A 19,526-nucleotide genomic window follows, 5' to 3' on the forward strand; every position below is an offset into this window, starting at 1 on the left:
AAGTGCTCAGATTCATCCTCTCAGCACTTCCTTTTTAAGCAACACCTCCCGTAGAGAAATTACGGATATCGCTCTTGTCTGCAATCCACTTATCCACCTTATCGAAAAAGTGGTCTGTACCATAATCACTATCAACGGTGGCATTCATTGTCACATAGTTAGTGACATGAACAGTATTGCCCACCATGCCACTCGCCTTCGCTTGGGCTTGACCAATTTTACCTAGCACTTTATCAGTTAATGGCAAAATAGCCTCTGGTCCAGCTTCTCCTCCAACCATTAGATTGTTTCCGTTTCGACCAAAGGCTACAGGGTCCATCATGATACCACCAGCCTTATACCAAGAAATACTGAATTTTGGAACACTCGGTGGCATCAGACTGAAACTACCGCTAATACTTAGGTGCGGAAGCTTGATTTTTGGCAAACTCCAAGAAAAGTTAAAGAAACTCTTCATGGTATTAATAGCATTTCCGACAGCTTCTTTAGCACCATTAATGGCACGACTAATTGCGTCTCGTATGCCGTTGAAAATATTAACAGCACTATTCTTAGCAGCATTAAATCCGTTGGCAATCGAATTACGTACATTATCGACGACTTGGGTAATGTTTGTTTTGATACCATTCCAAATACTAGAAATTTTGGAGCTTATATTGCTCCAAATTTGAGCAGTTGTACTTGATACAGCAGTCCAAGCTTCTGAAATTTTAGACCTAATGCTATTCCAAATTTCGGTAACTTTACCAGAAATAGCAGTCCAGACACCTGTTAGGTATCCTGAGATTTGAGTCCAAATTTCAGTAACTTTACTAGAAACGGCTGTCCAGGTGTCTTCCATCCATTTTTTGATAGCAGACCAAACTTCTGTGACCTTGCTTGAAATAGCGGTCCAGACACCAGTAAGATAGCTACTAATAGCATCCCAGATATTTGAAACAGCATTTTTGATGGTGTCCCATAATTGAGAAAACCATGTAGCAAGCCCTGTCCAAAATTCCTGAGTAAATGCCCAGAATATCTCCCATGCCAATCGTAGAGGTGTTTCAATAGCAAGCCATGCGATGTTAAAAGCCTCTTTTACCAACAGCCACGCAAATGTAAAGATGTTAACTAATCCATCCCATAGCACTTTGGCTCCTTCCATAAAAGATGTCCACATTTCCGATAACCATGTAGTTAACTCTGTCCACAACTGGACTGTGGTTTCTTTTACACTTGCCCACTTCTCTGCAAACCATTCTCCGATTGGGGCGAAAAATTCTTTAATCTTTTCCCAAGCTTGTCCAACCCATGCGACAATCTCGTCCCAATACATGACGACAACTGCCACCAAGGCTACAAGTGCAGCTCCTATCAATACAGGCCACGATACAATCGCAGAAACTATTCCTCCCAATGCAGGTAGCAAAGTCCCTGTTATCCAAGCACCTACTCCTGCTAAGGCGCCGCCACTTCCAAAAAGCGCCGCAATAGAACCAATTCCTGTTGCTATCTGGCCAATAAAGATTAAAATCGGTCCAAGTGCTGCCAAGATACCTCCAATGACCAAAATGACTTGTTGCATTGGCTCTGGTAATTCCGAAAAACTCTTGGCTAAATCTGATAGAAATTCAAATAATGGTTCCATTGCATCCAAGGCTTCGGAAGCTGCCTCCATCAATGGCCCACCAAACTCTATCGCAATGTCCGTCAACTTATTCTTGACAATTTCTAGCTTGCTTTGAAAAGTTTCATATCGCTTCTGAGCTTCTTCTGACAAAGCAGTATTTTCTGCCCACGCCTCACCAGATTTTCTAAAGGCGGTTTCTAGTAGTTCGCCTGCGCCTGCTAAACGCTGCATCGCATCAATTTCATTTACAGACTCAATGCCTAAATCTTTCAAAGTGCCCGTAACATTTCCGCCTTCATCTTTAACACGACCAAGACCTTTGACCAAGGCAACAATAGCGTCTTGAGGGCGTTCTTGCCACATCTGTGCAAATTCCTCTGCGCTTGTGCCGGCAATAGCAGCAAAGCTCTCGACCGACTCGCCCCCCTCAAGAACCGCAGTATTGACCTTTTGCATGACACGACTCATTGCAGAACCACCAGCCTCGGCATTAATGCCAACAGATGACATAGCGGCAGCTAGACCCATGATTTGAGCCTCTGACAAACCAATCAAGTTACCAGTACCAGCTAGACGCAAGCCCATCTCCAAAATCTCTGACTCGGTTGTGGCAAAGTTGTTACCAAGAGATACAATTGTGGACCCTAATTCATCAAATTGATCTTGAGGCATCTGCGTGATGTTTGCCAAGCGAGCCATAGAATTAGCTGCTTCTTCGGCTGACAAGTTGGTGGATTGACCCATATCAATCATGACACGAGTAAAGTCTAAGACATTCTCCGTCTTAATCCCTAATTGCCCTGCAGCTTCTGCAACTGCGGAGATTTCTGTCGTACTCGCAGGAATTTCCTTTGCCATGTTGCGAATGCCAGCCCGTAAGTCGTCGTAGCTAATAATGACCTTGCCATTCGCGTCAACAACTTCGTCATTGGTCTTCATAACACCTGCAAAGGCTGATTCAAAATCACTTGCCGCCTTAACGGCAACACCCGCACCAGCTACAATCGGAACAGTCAGCCCCATTGTCAATCCTTGACCAACAGAGGTTAATTTACTACCTAGACTCTTTGCCTTATCAGCAAAACGACCGATAGAGTCGTCAGCCTTCTTAGCTTCATTAGCATAATCCTGGAAAGCTTTCTTTGATTCAAGTAGTTCCTTCTCAAGTTTATCTACTTCTCTACTGCTTTCACCATACTCAGCCTTGGCTACTTCTAGTTGTTTTTCCAGATTTTCCACTTGCTGACCAGTGTTTTCCATCTGCTCGGCAAGCTCTTTTTTCTTGATTTTAAGCAATTCGGATTCCTTGGCATTATTTCCCAAGGCCGAACGCTCCAAATCATACTTGGCTTTTATTTTATCGGCGGAATTGGCCAGTCGGTCCTGCTCAGACTTTAGTGCGGATAACTTCTCCTTTCGTTCTTGAGAAGCACGAGCAGATTGACTTGTAGCCTCACGTTCTTTATCCAAAGCCTGCTTAGTCTGTTCAATGGCATTCTTTAGGTATTCTTCATTACGTTTAGCATCCAGTAGCTTATTGGTCCACGTCTGAGTTTCCTTAGAGTTTTCGCCAGTAGCCTTCGTGACTTCTTTTAGTCCTTGCTCAACTAACCTAGTCTTCTCTTGGGCGATTGAGTATTCAGAGGTCAATTTATTCAGCTTTGACTCTAGCTTATCAGTCTCGCTACCAGTCAGACGCATTTGTTCCTGTTGCAATCTAAATTCTTTATTCAACGACGTTATCTTGGAATTCATTTCTGATATTCCCTTGTTAAATTCCGAATTTAAGACCTTATAGGTTACCTTTACTTCGCTTTGCTTTGCCATTTGACCTCCTTCCTACTCACTATGCTTCCAAGCCTCGATAGCCACTTTCAGACTTGCCATCTCCTCAGCTTCCTGGATAGACATCTCTAACACCAACTGCATATCAATCCCAAAGACAAAAGAGTAATAGCCGATAACCTCATCCACCTCAACCTTTTCCCAGTTGATGCGAGGAGCACGACCATTACTCTTCCCTTTTTTCGTCTTCTTTTCAAACGCTAGTTGGATTTCTCCTTTTTTGGCTGACCATTCCCCTGCACAATTTGCTGATAAATACGTCCAGCAATTTGTAAATCGAAGACCACAGCTTTCTCAAATTCATCCTTTGACATAGATCCACCAGCTGCACGATAGGCAACAAATGGAGCATTCTCCAAATCTTTGTCATTGATATTTGGATTTCCTCCACCATTTTTCATTGCGGAAGCAAATGCATTTTGAGTAAGCAGGCCCTCTTTTTTCGCCTTCTTCCAATCATACAGACTAATAGGAGTCTGAATCTTCACAGACTCCCCATTCAACAATTTCAAATCAGTAATTTTCTCAGACATTACTTATTCCTCCTAAAGAATTACTTTCTTAACCAATGTTGGTGTGAAGGTCTTATTCCAACCACTTACCACATCAGATGCAGCACCATCGCCTTCAATTGCTTCATAGTAGAAGAAGCCATTTTCATCTGCAAACGCAGAGAAAGTTGTTTCAATTTCCGCAATCTCTTCTTCACCATTGGTAACATTGATTTTGAATGGACTAGTCCAAGAAATATTCGGGAAGGCAATCAATTTATGATTCTCACGACCCAAATCATACATGTCCCATGTCAGAGCCCCAGAAGATACCTTTGGTTTGCTTGTAAGACCGTAGACACCTGCCTTCAAATTATCATTGGTCAATCCGAATACCTTCCTCAAAATCGCTACAGGCATATGCATTGAGACAGTTGCATTTAATTTTTGAATGATTGTAACTTCCTTGGTAACATTCCCCTCACATTTCTTAGTGACAGTCTTACTTTCCGCCTCTACCGAGATAGACCCTGTACAACCTAGTCTTTCAGCCGCAGTTAACTGACCACTGACCAATGGACGAAACTGACCATTGGTAATTTCAAATTGTTCAAAATCTTGCAATACATCAAATGTTTGTGACATTTCTTTCTCCTTATGTCGTTAATAATTCTTGCTGTACTCGGACCAGTTCGTCAATAACATAGTCCAAGATAATTTCTTCCCGAGATGCCAAACCACGCTCAAAGAACGCTTGTGCAATTGGATTATGAGTTCCTCTTCCCTCGTTAGGAAAGACCAGGTACCCAAATGACCCCTTATTCTTCGCAGCACCACCCTTGGCTACAATGTCAAATCCCAGATTAAACATCCGCTCCTTCAGTGGATTCGAATACTTAGCGTGCCTCTTCTCTCGTTTACTGACTGGCATAAAACCAATGATAGCTTGCATCACTTCCTTGGTTCCCCGAACAAGCAAGACACGATTGACAACTTCCTCCGACTTACTCGGAATCTTTGCCATAGCCTCAGCCAGTTTGGTAGAGCCAGAAAAATCAAGAGTAGCTTTATTTGCCATAAAACTACCTCTCTATCCGAATCAATTGGTGAAAATTAAGCGTCGTAGCCGTCACCTGCTCATCTGTATTAACCAAGTTACCCTTGTCAATTTCAGAGTTATCAAAAATCAAGCGACAGTCTTTCAACCGCTCAATCAGACCAACATCATCAAAACTAGCACTCTCACGAGTGACAAACATGAGCGTGAAAGCCCGCTTGTATTGATTAGCATGTGTACCAGGTGTCAATCCACCATCATCAGAGTACAGAAAGAAGGACGGGTTTTCTGCCACCTCGTCCCTCCCCATATCTAACCCAAAGCAAGGGAAACCAGTCCCACGAATCACATCGACAATCCTACTTAGATCCAGAGGTTTGGATATAATTTCCGCCATCCCAGTACCCTACCTTTCTCAGAAATAGATACATATACTCCTGCCGATTATCAACATCCACCGACTCAACCGCGAAAAGTTCATCATTTATCCGAACCTTATGCGACTTCTGGAAGTCTTGCACATAGTAACATTGGACCTTGATATCTACTGCAGATAGATTTGACACCAGGTAGCTATCATATTTGGCTACAATAGACTTGTAACCAAAGTACAATCTCCCCCGAGTCGTCAACTCTTCACCGATTTTCTTAGCCGTATTCTTGTCACGCTTGGTGGTCAAATCTCCATATTCAAGCAGTCCATCATTGAGTGGTTGATAATCACCTTGTTTACTCATTACCCTTCCTCCTCAATCGCCTCACACCATTTTCATGTTGGAGACGCAATAACTGTCTTCTGTAATCTTCCTCGAACATGGAAGTATTCCCAGACCAAGCCCTACGACAGTAGGCTTTCAGCAGTATCCTAGGCAAGCCAGATACAGAGTAGTCTGACTCACCGCAGATACCATCAATATAGGCTATCCCTTCTTCGATGTATTCCTTAATCTCACTATCTTGACTTTCCCAGGTCACACGCAAGTGCAACTTTATTGGTCCAAGAAGCTCACTACTCAAATCTTCGCTCACCTAGATACCTCCAGCTACTCTGCAGCAGTCAATAAAGCAATCAAATCAGACTTCTTAGCTGCCTTGTCAAATTCAATACCTTTTTCAGTCAGTAAAGCCTTGATATCGTCTGTTTTTAACTTGCTATAGTCTGTTTCAGCTTCACTTTCTTCCAATACCTTGACAAATGCACGCTTTTCACTATTTTCACCCAAGAGGACTTCGAGGCGTTCGGCATCCACCTCGAAGACATCCCCAACAGCACGGTCAAGCTGAGCGACCTTATCGAAAAATTCTTCCGTTACTTCAACTTTAATCAATTCCATGTTTTATTCCCCCCCTTCACTAAATAGATACCTTAGGATTAATAGTATCTTCTTTGACGATAGCAGCTGGACCTTCCAAATCTGGGATTGTCGCACCTGCAACACTAGAAATATCTGCTACAAAGAAAGCATTTTCGTTCTTGGCAATCCCTTTACCAAAGAATTGAGCAATGTGCAAATCAAGATTTTGAAGTGCTAGAGTCTCACGGTATTCTTGGATTTCAACGCTACCTGCAACAACTAGTAAGTAGTTATGCGGAACACCAAAGACGAGCTTGTTTTCTGTAACAGCATGCAATGGAATAATTGTCTCTCCAGTCGGCAGTTGAGTTGTTACCCATACCCCTGCATCAGTTCTGAAAGCAAGTTTTGGAAATACCTTCGACCAGTAGGTCATCGGATTAACAAGCACAGCCACTTGGCCATTATCTGTTTTAGCTTTGGCAAGTGCAGCACGAATACCAGCAAGAGTTGATGGTGTCAAATCAGCTAATTCGATGGCCTGTTTTTCTGGATAAACACCACCAGAATCTCCTGAGAGTTTTCGCATCATGCCTAAAGGTTTTTCTTTACCATCACCATTTACAACAGCCTCTTCAAGAGATGCTGCCATTACTTCTTGCAAGAATGTGATGACATAACTAGCCAACCAAGATGGACCAAGTTTGTAGTAGCCCTTCGGAACTGCAATATAGCCAGAAAGTTGTGATTGAGAAATATCCAATCGTTTGAACGAATCCAAAAGAATTTGTTGGATATCCGCAGGAACAGTCCCCCAGAAAGCACGTTTCTTAGTCGAGTCACCGTAAATAAATGCAGTTTTCACATCGCCAACCTGCATATCAATCAAAGACAGCAGAGGGTGTTCTTGTACCAAATTACGATACACATCTTCAATGATAGTTTCTGGGAACATCTGATCTAAGCCAGTGATTTTTTGTTTTTGAGCTGCTTCACTGAAAAATTTACGTTCAGCGGATGTCAATTTCCGACGAAGTCCACGTTCGGCAAGGATAGACTCATCTTGTACCCCTTCTTGAAACTCCGCAGCAGCAGCCTTAACTTGTTCAGATACATTAGCTTCCAAACCTGTAACAAAGTTTTCGAAGGCTTGTTTCTGCTCCTGTTCGTTATCTGTTCGCAAAGCAGCAAACAATTGTTCACGAGCTTCAGCAAAGTTTGTTTTCAAATCATTATTGATTAATGGCATAGTTGTTATTCTCCTTTATTTTGTGTAAATAAAAAGGCAAAGCGTTCAATATTTCGCTTTCCCTTATCCTCATGTTCATCAGCCCCATACTTAGCCATAAGGCTATCTAGGACATTGGTCTCAGCGTCATCAGACACTTCTTCTGGCTCATCTTCGCCATAAATACCATCAGCAAGCCCCAAGGTGACCGCCTCATCAGCTGTAAGGAAAGTCTCCTCATCAAGAAGAGCTTTTAACTCTTCTCTATCACCCTTGAAACGTTTGAGGTAAGTTTCTTCAACAGATACTTGGGCCTTGTCCAAATCGTCAGCCACCTTACGCAATTCCTTGGCATTGCCATAGGCAAATGTCCATGGATTGTGAATCATCAACTGCGTATCTTTTGGCATCAGAATCTTGTCAGCACCCATAGCAATGATAGATGCGGCACTTGCAGCCAAACCATCAATAATCACCGTGACAGTCTCATCACGCTGACTAAAAAAATTCTTGATTGCAATCCCCTCAAACATATCACCACCGTAGGAATTGATATGAACTTCTATGTCTTTTCCCTGAAAACCAGCCAAGGCATTACGGACATCCTTGAAGTTAATCCCTTCCCAGTAGCCACCAACTGTACCATGCAAATAAAGCACAGCCTTATCGTCAGTCGAGACAGATGCTTCAAACTTAAACGGAATGTGTTTCGTCACTAGCTTCCACTTCTCCTTTCTTTTGATTATCACCAGAGCCATCAGCCCTAGCATAGTTTAGCGATACAAAGTATTGATTAGCCCACGGCTCATCAATCGGCTCTTCTCCCAGTTTATCCCTCAATTCGTTTGTACTGAGAGCACCGATTCGGAATAATGCTTCCCCAGCCGACGCAAATTTCTCTGAACTATAAACCAGGATAGTATTGGTTTGTATCTTAAATTTTGAACCAACAGCCAGATGTTTCTTACCGTACAGCTTGCGATTGATTTCTGTTTCAATCGCATCAGCCCACGGACGCACACCAAAATTGACAAAGTTATCACGAATCGCCTCCGCATCTGCAACATCCCCCTTCATGATTCCACGAGGAATCGAGAAAGCGTCAGCAGCATAGTGGACAACATCCATAATGACATCGGAAATATCACGAGTAGTTACCGCCCCACTCTTAGTATTGGCACTTGTCTGAACGAGGCTAGATATTCCAAGCCCTTCTTCTAAAGGAGTGATTGAGTCTTCATCAGAAAGTACAGCAGCAAACCGCTTCTCATACATCTCATCCATGATAAGATCATATTCCGTTGTCTCGTTACCTTCATCATCTACCTCAACAACAGCCTTTCCGTATTTCTGGTCAAACAAGGTACCAATATTCAGACCAAGTTTCAGAGCATTTCCCCTGTTGTAGTTTCGGATTGCTCCACCAATCAACTTCCCATATTCCGAGTAAAGATCATCCAAGTAACCTTTTACCTTCGAATCATTCATAGTAAAGTGCAAAACATCTTCTTCCTGATAGACCGCATTCAACTGCAGTCCACCAGCAACCGTGATGTTCTTGTAAACATTTTGACGAAAGGCTTTCTTGTCAATTTCAAAGCTCTCCGCAAGAATGAACTCACCATTGTGCATCAAAACCAAAGCACCATCAGAATTCTTGACCATCTGACCTATTAAAGCGGCAAGAAATTCATTCTGAGTCTGATTTTGGTTTGGCTCATAATTAAACCGATACCAAATATCACCCTTCTGAAGCTTGCCGTTGTTGTAGGTCTCATAGTTGGCCAAAGACAAAGCATTGGCTATCTTGTCAATACACATCTGCAGAGCAAATTCCATAAACTGCACTCGCTGACCGGACCGACGAACCGCAGCATCTAGCTCCTTACGACTAACCTTCTTCACAGTACCATCACGGGCGAAAAAACCAAAGAAATTATTTAACCACCCCAAGTGGACCACCTCCTTTTCTAATTTGCAACCTACTTACGCTTGTACCAGGGACGCTTCAATCGTTCAACTTCTTTTTCTAACTTCTCAATCCGTTTCAAATGAGCCGAAAATTCAGCGTTAGTGCTTTCAGCATTCTTGCAACAACGATCATTCAACTCCTCAAAACACTTATCAGTACGAAACTGAAGCTCAAACAACCGCTCCACTTTCCCATTAAGATAATCAAGCGTCTTTCCAATCAAAACAAATGGACGATATTTTTTCTTAATTCGCTTAGACATATAAAACTCCTATCGTGTAAAACTACGCAATCTGCGATTAATTTTTACAGTCTTCTTCTCCAACTGTTCCTCAATTGACATCGCATGAATCAAAGCCATAAAACCATCTGTCTTCCTCCTCTCTGGATCAATCTTTTTGTAAGTCTTGTTCCCTTTACCATCAACATCAACGTAGACATTATTTGTGTACCATCGCATCATGCGGTCTTCTCCAAATGAAATCTCATGATTGGCAAACATCATATCAACCGTAGGGGCAAGCCTAGAATGAGTAACAGAACCACTTCGAACAACTTCTATCGGCAAGCCAGCATTCTCAAAAGCCTCCTTGACCGGTGCCTTTCGGAAATCATCCATCGCTATATTGACAATCTTGTACTTCTCAGCCATCTTCACAAACCAATCAGCCACATATTTAGGATCCATAACCTTTCCAGGAACTATCGTAACCAGTCCCTCATGTTGTGGAATTGTAAAATCCATCTTAAAATCTTGGATTTTCAAAGCCTCTGAGACAATAAAAGTATGATGTAACCAATACCGCATCTTCCCTCGTCTAAACAAGAGACCTACACCGATAAAGTCCCGAACATCCGCATAGTCAATTGCACCTACACACTCCATCCCTTCCAAATCATCTGGTAACGGTCTGCTTGCTGCCACAATATCATCCCACTCAGCTACTGCATGAGTCGTGTCTTCTAGTGGGAAATTACATCGCTTAGTAATAAAGTCTAGGAATAACTCCTTGCTACGTAGAGCACGCTTGTAGGCTTTCCTGTACTCTTTCAGCAATGTTGGCAAGTATGGCAACATCGGATTAGCCTTTATCCAAGCAAGCTCATCTTCCCATTCCTCAAACGCATCAATCTTAGCCAAAATCGGTAACATCCCAGCACGATAGTCACAAGTTGAAAGAATATCCCTAGCAGTCTGCTTGTAATCATCCAGTACCGCACCACGAACCTTACCATCCGTCGTCAGATACATCACAGAAGCATCCGCAACCTTACCAAGAGCATTGATATAGACATTGATATTGTCATAATTCAAATACTCATGTAATTCATCAAAGATAACCAAACCAGGACGAAGACCATCCTTGGTCCGTGCATTTGAGGTGTGGTATTTAATCTTAGACCTAGATTTGATAAAAGTAATTAAGGTCTGGGAGAACTTGTAAGCCTTCTGCAAAACAGCATGATCTTTAATCGTATTGTAAACATCATCGAATGATGTCTTAGCCTGAGCCTCGCTATTGGCAACAATATCCACATTGTACTCGCGAATACCGTTGCGATTGCTAGTTTTAAAAAAAGCCTCATCCGAAGCAATACTGTTCTTACCAAATCCACGAGCACATAATAAAAACAGCTCGGGAAATACCAAACTGTCATCGCTCTTCCAACGGATAGCATTAACTGCCGCATGAATAAATCGTTGCGGAGGTTGTAGCTTATATGGGCGATATTTGTTGATAAAATCAACAACACTATCAGCTTTTTTTACATCAACATAAATTTCTGGATCAGAAATGGCAGCAATTACCAAATCCGCCATCTGCTTAATTTCCTTACAGACAGGATATTTCTCTGTAACGATATCTCTCAACCAGTCGTCAATGTGGGAAGTTCCGCTGGTAAAATTAAATGTCTTCGCCATCCTCGGACTTCAATTCCTTAGCTTCGATTCCTAATTTTTCAAGCATGACCATCATCTGCTTATTGACATTAACTTGGAGAGACACGGAATCATTTTTCTTACCATCAATACGTATACCATTCAACTTTATATCCTGTCTTAAAAGTTGAGATGTCTCCCACAGGGAAATATACTGCTCAACTAAATCTTTAAATGGCTCCTCATATTTTTTACGCTCCTGCAAAATGCGAATCAGCTTGATTCGTAAATCATCACGAGACTTAACATATTTTTTCTGAGCAACCAAAGGGCGTTCCCAGTCAAATTCTGGGTATTCTAAAAAACCAGCCATATTTCTCCTTTCGTGTGAGTTTTTTTGTTCTTGATAAAATTTCGCTAGATATCTTTTCCGAGGTACCCCTTCCCGTTGCACGTTTCCCCTTTAGAAAAGCCATTTGGTTTGACCCGGGGGCTTACCACTGTTCCTTGTTGTCAAATTTTCGACGATGATAGCCGCTGAGTTTTTCTGGGTGCTCTCGGTTGTGACATGGATTGCATAAACATTCTGTGTTGTCTAGTTCTAATGCTAACTCTGGATGCTGTCGCACTTCCTTCTTGTGATGCACCATATCTGCTGGTGTGTATCGACCTGCTCGCATACAACGTTGGCATTCGTTGTTATCCTTTTGCCTACGCACCTTTCGAATGATTCTCCATTCCTTAGTCCAATAGAACTCTTTGACTTTGTCAGCTCTGATTAGCTCGACTAACCTGTCAAGTATTTCAGGAGTCATCAGATTCATTTGATTAGACCTTGATTTGCAAGCCATTCCTCTGTGAGTATCTGTTGGATCTTAGTTGTAAGCTCTGGATTGAGTTGTCCAACCTGTATTCCAAGATTGTCCAATAGCTTTGCGTTGTGGTCTGACGACAACACTTGACGCATGAGACCAGTAAATAATGCTGCAACTTCTGAATTGGTTAGTCGATTGATTGCTATAACATCATAAATGTGCTGATTGATTTCATCAAGCGACTGTCTGTTTTGGTTCAAATAGTCGTCGATTTGCTTTTTCGCTATCGCATTCATCTTGTAAACTCCTAGTTCTCGTTTTTTTGTATCGAATTATGCAAGGTTTTACTAATTCTATTTCATTTTTTTATTTTTAGAAAACGCTTGGTATCAATGGTTTTTAGGGCTAAAAAATAAAAATGCAAGGTCATCGTAAAAACTTTGCTATATGCTTGATAAATTTTAGAGATTGAGTTTGTCTACTGTTTTATCTTCAGAGTCGCGAGTCACTCCAATATACGCCAATGTTGTCGATTCTTTTTGATGATTAAGCAATTTCATGATGTCTCCTACAGTTTTATTTCCTTGTGTTGTAAAAATTTGGAATCCGAAAGTTTTTCGCATAGAATGCGTGCCAATCTCTGGTATTCCAAGGAAGTTAGCGGCAGATGTGATAATTCTCCACGCTTGCGATTCGCTCATCTTCCTGTTTTGCTTGAAGCTTCCAGGGAATAAGTAATCCTCGTTTTTTAACTTTGTTACACCGAGATAGTTCCTTATTGCTTTTTTCAAGCTTGAGTTCATCTTCCGATCAGTAAATTTCCCGGTCTTTTCATCGAAATGTTTGATTCGCCAGCCTGTGACATCCTTAACTTTAAGATCGCGGATATCCCCCATTCGCAGGCCTGAGTTGATACCAGTAACAAATAAAGTATAATTTCGCAGTCTAAGTATAGGATTCTTTGCACTGTCGTGCATTAAGTAATCCTTCATTCGCTGGATATCTTTACGATCACGAATTGGTTGTTTAGTTGCCACTGGTTCACCTCCTTTACAAAATTAAAAAAGCCACACTTGCTTGTGCGACTTTTTAATGCGATAAACCACGACTCGAACGTTATGACCTAAAACGGACCTCCCCTTATCGCATACATTAAGTTATGATACAAATATAACACATTGTTTTTGTCACTTCTATACGTTTTTGTGACAAGATTACATCAAAAGTATTTTGGCTAAAGTGTCCAATATAACTTCGCGTCGTCTATAAATTTGCTTTCGGTGCTTATAAAGATAGCCAGTATCTCCATTTTGCATAATATACAAAATTTGAACCCAATCGTACTTTGTATGTTCTCCCCAACGCAAATGAAAGATTTTCTTATCATCTGGTTCGAGTGCATCAAGTAATTTTGAAATTGCTGTTTGAAACTCTTCCAACTTTAGAATCACTGGATCACTAGCGTATGTAATGGCTAGGTTTTCGGATGTATTGCATGAAGTGCCACTTCTACTAGCTCCCGAATCATCTATGTCTGGTATGGTTAAATTTTTAATTGCATAAAGCCTTTCTAGTTCGTGTCTCCGTTCTCCAATAAGCCTATCTATTTTTAGGTACTTAGCTTCAAGTTCAAATTCAAGAAAATCACGTCTAGTCTTGATTGCTGTCTTCTTTGTCAAGCTGTTCCTCCCATCTTCTTAATGCCTCAGCAATGTTCTCAGCGAAATAGCCTATGACTGTACAAATCTCCTGTACCACTTGACTAATTGCATCAGCAATTGCTTCTAGCTGTTCGGGGCTTAGTTTGGCCAGTTCCTGTTCCAACTGTTCCAGTTCTCGTTGTCGTGCCTGCTTAGCTTTCTTTTTCTTGATTCTTTTGTTCATGTTTCTTATAAGTCTCCCATGCTCCCATGATGATAGCGATTAGCACGACCAGTAGGAAAGCGATCACAATCATTGCTACTAAAAATTTAATAATTTCAAGTAAAATCATAGTTCCTCCGAATAATACTTATCACCTTTAGCCTTTACTTCTTGAAAATAGGCTCTGTAGCTTTCGTCTTGAATATCATCAAGGTTGATTTGCTTTGCCACTTCATATACTGGTTCGTTATAGTCACAACAATGTAGATGCCACAACTGGTTCTCCCGCAAAGTGTTTCGATTGAAACCGCATGAGCTTTGAGCTGCTGCAAAAATAAGTGCTGTCAATAACTCTTCGTCAAGCTGAATTGTAATCATTTCGTCCTCCATTTTCTCGTATTAGCTCTTTTCTTAGCTGTTTCTCTAGCTATTTCGTCCCATACATAGTCGGCATTTTCAAGCATGAGGTCCACGCATTTGTCCTTCAGAGTCTCAATTTCAATTTCTTGACGCTCTATGTCTTTGTATGCACGGTTGTAAAGTTCATCTTTCAGGAACTCATTTTCTTTGAGCAACTGAACTACATCAATTTCAATCTTACATCCATAATCTGGTAACAATCTAATTCCATTAAAACTCATCTAACACCTCCATATCAAACCCACTATCAATAAATCTATAAGTCAATTCTGGATTGATTCCATTGCCTAGCCTTTGATAAATCAAAGCCATATCTTCATCTGAAAAAAGTGTTCCTAGGTAACGATTAAGAAAATTTTTGGTAAATTCTCTAAAAAGACAATTCCGTTTCTCACTTTTAAATGGTTGCCCTTTTGCAATTGTCCTACTGCACCACATCAATAATTTTGCAATGATGTCTCTTCGTGACTGTACTCCTTCCAAACTAAAATACGTGTTTGTTTTTGGAATCAGTATCACTTCCAAATTCGCATTTATATATGACATTGGAAATAAGCCGAGCAGTTCTTTTAGTTCATTCATTAGTTCAGTATTCATTTCTTCCCCTAGCATTCGTAATTGTAGGCAAAATATAGATTTTCGCCTATCGGATAGTAATAGACACCGTGGTAATCATCTTCAGAATAACCACAAGATTGATCGCAGTATTCTCCGTCAAATTGCTCATCTCCGTAAGCACTGTGACAAATAATAAAACAACTCCGTAAGATACTATCAGATTCAATATTGATTAAAAAATCATTGATTCTCTTGTATTTACGAACACAATTTTCCACGAGCTTTTTCGGATAATGACCCTTTCCAATATCTCGAAACTCAGCCATGAAAACTATCTCGCTGTCCAATTCCGTCCATCTTCTTACCAAGCGAATGATCTGTTTTGGAATTTTATATGCTGCCTTTTGCTTTTTCTTTTTTATCCGTTTGTTCATCATATCCTCCTAAAACGGCAAGTCGTCATCTGTAATATCCATCAGCTGACCGCTCATCCCTGGTGGCATCTGCTCTTCGATGCTTGAATAATTTGCCGTATTATCACGCTTTTCCAATAACTGGAAGCTCTCAGCAACTACCTCTGTCACATAGACCCGTTGCCCTTGCTGATTTTCATAGCTTCTGGTCTGGATTCGTCCTGTAATAGCAATCAGATGACCTTTCTTGGTCCAATTAGCCAGATTTTCGGCCTGCTGACGCCACATCACACAATTAATAAAGTCAGCTTCCCGCTCTCCTGTCGATTGATTTTTAAAATTGCGGTTAACCGCCAAAGTAAAAGTCGCAACGGCTTGATTAGACGGTGTATAACGTAGCTCTACGTCCCTCGTCAATCTACCGACCAATACAACATTGTTGATCATCTATTATCTCCTCTCCCACGGCTGTCGCTGATGGCTATAATACGGGTACACCAGTCGAATTTTCCCTCTTGAAGCTAGCGCCCTATGCTCATAAGGCTTGACTTGCTCGTACAGCTCGTCTATTTTATCCAACATGCGTTGTCGCGGTGGTCGTCCGTCTAGCCATTTGTAGACAGATAGAGTCGTCACACTCATCTCGGTCGCAAATTGGTCTCTCGTCCATCCTGTCTTTTGTAGGATGTATTTGATTTTATCTGCTGTGGTCATTCCAACTCCTCCAACGCTACCCACCTAAACTGTGGGTATTTTTTAGCTTCTTCTTGGGTGCATTTGTAGGCTAGCCTCTCTAATTTTTCTAAAAAATCTGTTCCATTTATAATAAATGTACTCGTGCCAGCTTCTTCTGTGTCTATAATGTAGTTGTATTTAAAAAACATTATATCTGGCACATCGACCAGTAGCACGCCTAGTTTTTCATTAGTCATTAGTTACCACCTCCACCAATTCCGGATTTTCATAGATGTTACCGATGACTTCCTCATCTTCAGTCCACGCATAACCATCTCTAATATCAGATAAGTATATAGCAGGCATTCCGCCGATATAACGTCCGCCATACTCTTTAAGGAAAATTACTTCGTGAGAACAACCCACGGTGCACTTTACAATGTCACCGATGTATACCTCCTTGCCGTTGACATCAAACAGCCCTGTGGATTGCATGAGGATTGCATGAGGATTGCACGTTTTGCCGTTTTCGAAGTCACGCCAATCAAGATAGAATTCTCCATCATAAACTACTGGCTTGTCATACATTTCTGAACCAAACCAAGCTCTATATCTCGGTATCATTTTCTGCCTCCTTCGTAAAATAGCCAACTAGCCCCTAATCCAAACATTATCTTCTGAGCAAGCGTCATCTCGTGGATGATGTTAGGGACAAACGAATAAAATATCAGTATAAATCCAATAGGCCTTAATAATTGTTTCATCATTCCTCCACAACGACCTTCACACCCTTGCAATCAAACACCCAACCAAAGCCAGCTGCTTCAAGCTTGTCTTTACCCACATGGGCATTTGAAGCGGCCAAGTCCGAACTGAAATACAAAATATTCTTTTCTTCTACAAGTGGTTGCCCATTAAACAACTCCACCGTATACAATTTTTCCCGCTCAATCTCATAGCCGAAAAGCCACGCTAGGGCGAAAGTCTCTTGGTTGTGCTCTAACCATTCGCCAGTATCATTGTATTCATCGCAGTAATCCATTGCACGGAGCAATCCATACCCTTCTTTATTTTTGCAATATTCGATACTATCAGCGATAAACTTCGGCACCACAACCTTCTGCGGTTCGTGGATTTGGGAGATTATTTCTTTTGCTTTTTCGAATACCACAACATCTTCTGCTCTGTCAAAATCTGTCGTTCTCACAACGTTCCACTCTAATTGCTCAATCGCTTCCTGTTTGTTCATCTTTTTTTCCCTCTACAAAAATAGTGTGACAATCCAAAGTAGGACGAATGTAATAATAGGGGTTCCGATTACTTTTGCCAATAATTCGACAAAATCATAATCATTTTCCTTTCGTCCACCGCTAACAATAATATAGCTGACCAGTATATCAAGACCTATCGCTTGTGCTAGTGTTATACTTGGGACTCCGTCTAAAGTTGTTAAGATGTTATTCCATCCATATCGTATTACCAATCCCGATAAGATAAAGCTTAACGGGAATACAAACAATACTGCCAGTAATTGTTCTCTTGTGCTCATTTTATTCATCTGTTTCCTCCATATCGCCTAAATAGCGTTCTTTCGTTCAAATTCGAGTGTCGCTTGCCTCAACTCAACACCCAACCGTTTAATTTTTGCTTTGTTCACTCTGCCATTGTACAATTCCAACGGCAGACCTTCGTTTCGATACTGCTTACAAAGATATTCGATGTATTCAAGATGATTCATCTTACCTCTCCAATCTCCTCGCTATCGCCTCAATCACATTAACCGTGACTGAGTTACCAGCTTGCTTGTATAGTTGACTATTACTGTTTACTGCCTGGGCTCTATCAAACGCCCAATCTGGAAAACCTTGCAACCTCCAACACTCGCGAGGTGTCAGTTTGCGGATGCGGATACCATCTAATATGCCGAATGTCCCTGCTTTGGTATTTCCTTGGTGACCACTAGCTGTTAGGGTGCCAACCTCGTCTTTGGTTTTTCGGTTGTAAAAATCATAAACCTTAACATGATTATTCTCCTGCCAGCTATTGCTAGTTAATGTAGGTGCTGTATCGTGTTCTCCACCTTGATTGTATCCGTGGCCTCGTTGGATGATTTTCGGCTGTTGACCCTCAATAATGTACGACCCGCTCCCTTGTGCTTCTCCGTACCTGGCGGTAATGGTATTTGTTGATTGTCCTTGTAGGCTACCAATTTCCTTGTCGCCTCTTTCGAAAGGAAATATCGCTCGTCCACTTGCTCCTCTAAGATATCCGATAATAAACACCCTTTCTCTGTTCTGGGGGACGCCAAAATTCTTGCTGTTGAACACTTGCCATTCCGCATCATACCCCAGTTCATCCAACGCTCCGAGTATGGTCTCGAATGTATTTCCGTTGTCGTGGTTGAGCAATCCTGTAACGTTCTCAAGGAATAGATATTTAGGTCTGAGAATAGATGCGAACCTAGCAATCTCAAAGAATAAAGTCCCTCTAGTATCCTCAAATCCTGCTCGCTTTCCAGCAATGCTGAAAGCCTGGCACGGAAATCCTCCACAGATAACGTCCACACGTCCGATTTCTCGAACAGACTCATCTGTGACTCTTGTAATGTCATGAAATTCAAATTCTCCTTCCGTATCATGTATCGCCTTGTAGCTTTTTCTGGCAAATTGATCTATCTCGCAAAAACCGACACATTCGTGACCGGCACGTTCCATTCCGAGACGGAAACCACCAATGCCAGCAAATAGGTCAAGAAATTTCAAGATACATCCTCAACTTTCCCACATTACTTCCCTCCAACCAGTCAATCACCTTTTGAAACATCTCCGCTTGAGCTAACTGCCACCTGTCAAAGTCAGATTCAGCAGGTTTACTATCATCATATCCAACCAACCTAAGGTCTCTCTGTTCTGTTAAAAATTCAATTACTTCAGTTTTGGTCATTTGTATTCTCCCACTCAAAATTGATAACAATCTTAATGATATCTACAATAGTCTTATGCGCCCTGTCGTTAGCACTCGAAGACCATTTGTCCCACACATCACGGAACGGCATGAATCCTCTATCAAAACAATGCTCCATAAATTCTGTAGAATAAACATCCTCCTTTTCTAAAATATCATCGTATTCATCTAATTGTTGGCGGTATGACTCGCCTAACATCTTTGTAATTTCAAAACTTGTATCAGTACAACCTCTTAAATAAGACCTGCGAAGATTATCCAAATAAAGTAATTTGTCCTCAAATGTATAATCTTTATTGGTTCCTTTAGTAAAGTTCACAAAACTCTTTTTAACCAAACCTTCGAAATCATCCGGTAGACATTCTGTCTCAATAGTCTCAATATAAGGCAATCTAATTTTCATTCATTCTCTCCAATCTTCTCGATTTCGCCTTTG

The 19,526-nt window shown here is 41.3% G+C and carries 34 protein-coding genes; all 34 read right to left on the reverse strand.

From position 1 onward, the window contains the following. Window positions 1-34: 34 nt before the first annotated feature. Window positions 35-3,439: a phage tail tape measure protein gene (locus PHA78_RS10930; protein ID WP_272158175.1), complete on the reverse strand. Its 3,405-nt coding sequence runs from the start codon at window positions 3,437-3,439 to the stop codon at window positions 35-37. 12 nt (window positions 3,440-3,451) lie between these two features. After that, window positions 3,452-3,586, reverse strand: a complete 135-nt coding sequence (locus tag PHA78_RS10935; RefSeq protein WP_257213233.1) for a hypothetical protein — start codon at window positions 3,584-3,586, stop codon at window positions 3,452-3,454. 71 nt (window positions 3,587-3,657) lie between these two features. Beyond that, window positions 3,658-3,990: a hypothetical protein gene (locus PHA78_RS10940; RefSeq protein WP_029178006.1), complete on the reverse strand. Its 333-nt coding sequence runs from the start codon at window positions 3,988-3,990 to the stop codon at window positions 3,658-3,660. A 12-nt stretch (window positions 3,991-4,002) separates the two neighbouring features. Continuing rightward, window positions 4,003-4,593 (reverse strand): hypothetical protein, encoded by a 591-nt coding sequence (locus PHA78_RS10945; protein ID WP_029178007.1) that lies wholly within the window; start codon window positions 4,591-4,593, stop codon window positions 4,003-4,005. A 10-nt stretch (window positions 4,594-4,603) separates the two neighbouring features. Beyond that, window positions 4,604-5,026, reverse strand: coding sequence for a hypothetical protein (locus tag PHA78_RS10950; protein ID WP_029176422.1), 423 nt, complete (start codon window positions 5,024-5,026; stop codon window positions 4,604-4,606). Window positions 5,027-5,030: 4 nt separating this feature from the next. Then, window positions 5,031-5,402, reverse strand: a complete 372-nt coding sequence (locus PHA78_RS10955) for a hypothetical protein (protein WP_105148950.1) — start codon at window positions 5,400-5,402, stop codon at window positions 5,031-5,033. Beyond that, window positions 5,365-5,742: a phage head-tail adapter protein gene (locus PHA78_RS10960; RefSeq protein ID WP_105148951.1), complete on the reverse strand. Its 378-nt coding sequence runs from the start codon at window positions 5,740-5,742 to the stop codon at window positions 5,365-5,367. The genes PHA78_RS10955 and PHA78_RS10960 overlap by 38 nt, the downstream gene beginning before the upstream one ends. Next, on the reverse strand, window positions 5,735-6,034 hold the full coding sequence (locus PHA78_RS10965) for a phage gp6-like head-tail connector protein (RefSeq protein ID WP_029178009.1): 300 nt from the start codon (window positions 6,032-6,034) through the stop codon (window positions 5,735-5,737). The genes PHA78_RS10960 and PHA78_RS10965 overlap by 8 nt, the downstream gene beginning before the upstream one ends. Before the next feature lie 14 nt (window positions 6,035-6,048). Next, window positions 6,049-6,339 (reverse strand): HeH/LEM domain-containing protein, encoded by a 291-nt coding sequence (locus PHA78_RS10970; RefSeq protein WP_029943528.1) that lies wholly within the window; start codon window positions 6,337-6,339, stop codon window positions 6,049-6,051. 19 nt (window positions 6,340-6,358) lie between these two features. Next, complete coding sequence (locus PHA78_RS10975; protein WP_272158178.1) at window positions 6,359-7,549, reverse strand: phage major capsid protein; 1,191 nt, start codon at window positions 7,547-7,549, stop codon at window positions 6,359-6,361. Window positions 7,550-7,554: 5 nt separating this feature from the next. Next, window positions 7,555-8,244, reverse strand: coding sequence for a head maturation protease, ClpP-related (locus PHA78_RS10980; RefSeq protein WP_029178012.1), 690 nt, complete (start codon window positions 8,242-8,244; stop codon window positions 7,555-7,557). Continuing rightward, window positions 8,222-9,481 (reverse strand): phage portal protein, encoded by a 1,260-nt coding sequence (locus tag PHA78_RS10985; protein ID WP_029176417.1) that lies wholly within the window; start codon window positions 9,479-9,481, stop codon window positions 8,222-8,224. Before PHA78_RS10985 ends, PHA78_RS10980 begins: the two co-directional genes overlap by 23 nt. Window positions 9,482-9,510: 29 nt before the next feature. Further along, entirely contained in the window at window positions 9,511-9,762 is a 252-nt protein-coding gene (locus PHA78_RS10990) for a hypothetical protein (protein WP_024414941.1), read from the reverse strand. A gap of 9 nt (window positions 9,763-9,771) precedes the next feature. Next, on the reverse strand, window positions 9,772-11,424 hold the full coding sequence (locus tag PHA78_RS10995) for a terminase TerL endonuclease subunit (protein ID WP_029178013.1): 1,653 nt from the start codon (window positions 11,422-11,424) through the stop codon (window positions 9,772-9,774). After that, window positions 11,408-11,755 carry a hypothetical protein gene (locus PHA78_RS11000; RefSeq protein WP_024406265.1) on the reverse strand — a complete coding sequence of 116 codons (348 nt, stop codon included), beginning with the start codon at window positions 11,753-11,755 and terminating at the stop codon, window positions 11,408-11,410. Before PHA78_RS11000 ends, PHA78_RS10995 begins: the two co-directional genes overlap by 17 nt. A 121-nt stretch (window positions 11,756-11,876) precedes the next feature. Then, window positions 11,877-12,101: an HNH endonuclease gene (locus PHA78_RS11005; RefSeq protein WP_228381580.1), complete on the reverse strand. Its 225-nt coding sequence runs from the start codon at window positions 12,099-12,101 to the stop codon at window positions 11,877-11,879. 101 nt (window positions 12,102-12,202) lie between these two features. Next, window positions 12,203-12,493 (reverse strand): hypothetical protein, encoded by a 291-nt coding sequence (locus PHA78_RS11010; protein WP_029176413.1) that lies wholly within the window; start codon window positions 12,491-12,493, stop codon window positions 12,203-12,205. A gap of 165 nt (window positions 12,494-12,658) precedes the next feature. After that, complete coding sequence (locus tag PHA78_RS11015; RefSeq protein WP_024388816.1) at window positions 12,659-13,234, reverse strand: tyrosine-type recombinase/integrase; 576 nt, start codon at window positions 13,232-13,234, stop codon at window positions 12,659-12,661. 177 nt (window positions 13,235-13,411) lie between these two features. After that, a complete protein-coding gene (locus PHA78_RS11020; RefSeq protein WP_029176412.1) occupies window positions 13,412-13,876 on the reverse strand; it encodes a hypothetical protein in 465 nt (154 codons plus the stop codon). Further along, a complete protein-coding gene (locus tag PHA78_RS11025; RefSeq protein WP_029176411.1) occupies window positions 13,848-14,081 on the reverse strand; it encodes a hypothetical protein in 234 nt (77 codons plus the stop codon). Before PHA78_RS11025 ends, PHA78_RS11020 begins: the two co-directional genes overlap by 29 nt. Beyond that, window positions 14,050-14,190 (reverse strand): hypothetical protein, encoded by a 141-nt coding sequence (locus PHA78_RS11030; RefSeq protein WP_153308587.1) that lies wholly within the window; start codon window positions 14,188-14,190, stop codon window positions 14,050-14,052. The genes PHA78_RS11025 and PHA78_RS11030 overlap by 32 nt, the downstream gene beginning before the upstream one ends. Then, a complete protein-coding gene (locus PHA78_RS11035; protein ID WP_222296894.1) occupies window positions 14,187-14,438 on the reverse strand; it encodes a hypothetical protein in 252 nt (83 codons plus the stop codon). Before PHA78_RS11035 ends, PHA78_RS11030 begins: the two co-directional genes overlap by 4 nt. Then, a complete protein-coding gene (locus tag PHA78_RS11040) occupies window positions 14,435-14,701 on the reverse strand; it encodes a hypothetical protein (protein ID WP_051178035.1) in 267 nt (88 codons plus the stop codon). The genes PHA78_RS11035 and PHA78_RS11040 overlap by 4 nt, the downstream gene beginning before the upstream one ends. After that, window positions 14,691-15,077 (reverse strand): hypothetical protein, encoded by a 387-nt coding sequence (locus PHA78_RS11045; protein ID WP_024419299.1) that lies wholly within the window; start codon window positions 15,075-15,077, stop codon window positions 14,691-14,693. The genes PHA78_RS11040 and PHA78_RS11045 overlap by 11 nt, the downstream gene beginning before the upstream one ends. Before the next feature lie 8 nt (window positions 15,078-15,085). Then, window positions 15,086-15,472 carry a hypothetical protein gene (locus tag PHA78_RS11050; RefSeq protein WP_024376884.1) on the reverse strand — a complete coding sequence of 129 codons (387 nt, stop codon included), beginning with the start codon at window positions 15,470-15,472 and terminating at the stop codon, window positions 15,086-15,088. Window positions 15,473-15,481: 9 nt separating this feature from the next. After that, window positions 15,482-15,898, reverse strand: coding sequence for a single-stranded DNA-binding protein (ssb, locus tag PHA78_RS11055; RefSeq protein WP_272158013.1), 417 nt, complete (start codon window positions 15,896-15,898; stop codon window positions 15,482-15,484). A gap of 263 nt (window positions 15,899-16,161) precedes the next feature. Then, window positions 16,162-16,383: a hypothetical protein gene (locus PHA78_RS11060; protein WP_029188048.1), complete on the reverse strand. Its 222-nt coding sequence runs from the start codon at window positions 16,381-16,383 to the stop codon at window positions 16,162-16,164. Then, window positions 16,376-16,750, reverse strand: a complete 375-nt coding sequence (locus tag PHA78_RS11065) for a YopX family protein (RefSeq protein ID WP_105202639.1) — start codon at window positions 16,748-16,750, stop codon at window positions 16,376-16,378. Before PHA78_RS11065 ends, PHA78_RS11060 begins: the two co-directional genes overlap by 8 nt. A gap of 139 nt (window positions 16,751-16,889) precedes the next feature. After that, window positions 16,890-17,375: a DUF1642 domain-containing protein gene (locus PHA78_RS11070; RefSeq protein WP_029188050.1), complete on the reverse strand. Its 486-nt coding sequence runs from the start codon at window positions 17,373-17,375 to the stop codon at window positions 16,890-16,892. A gap of 12 nt (window positions 17,376-17,387) precedes the next feature. After that, window positions 17,388-17,684: a hypothetical protein gene (locus PHA78_RS11075; protein ID WP_029178019.1), complete on the reverse strand. Its 297-nt coding sequence runs from the start codon at window positions 17,682-17,684 to the stop codon at window positions 17,388-17,390. Window positions 17,685-17,702: 18 nt separating this feature from the next. Further along, window positions 17,703-17,864: a hypothetical protein gene (locus PHA78_RS11080; RefSeq protein ID WP_153309547.1), complete on the reverse strand. Its 162-nt coding sequence runs from the start codon at window positions 17,862-17,864 to the stop codon at window positions 17,703-17,705. 1 nt (window position 17,865) lies between these two features. Next, a complete protein-coding gene (locus PHA78_RS11085; RefSeq protein ID WP_272158020.1) occupies window positions 17,866-18,888 on the reverse strand; it encodes a DNA cytosine methyltransferase in 1,023 nt (340 codons plus the stop codon). Then, window positions 18,875-19,069 (reverse strand): hypothetical protein, encoded by a 195-nt coding sequence (locus PHA78_RS11090; protein ID WP_272158021.1) that lies wholly within the window; start codon window positions 19,067-19,069, stop codon window positions 18,875-18,877. The genes PHA78_RS11085 and PHA78_RS11090 overlap by 14 nt, the downstream gene beginning before the upstream one ends. Continuing rightward, window positions 19,056-19,493, reverse strand: a complete 438-nt coding sequence (locus PHA78_RS11095) for a hypothetical protein (protein WP_171997649.1) — start codon at window positions 19,491-19,493, stop codon at window positions 19,056-19,058. The genes PHA78_RS11090 and PHA78_RS11095 overlap by 14 nt, the downstream gene beginning before the upstream one ends. Between the last annotated feature and the right edge of the window lie 33 nt (window positions 19,494-19,526).

It is taken from the genome of Streptococcus sp. HN38, from assembly GCF_028335765.1.
Lineage (GTDB): Bacteria > Bacillota > Bacilli > Lactobacillales > Streptococcaceae > Streptococcus > Streptococcus suis_P.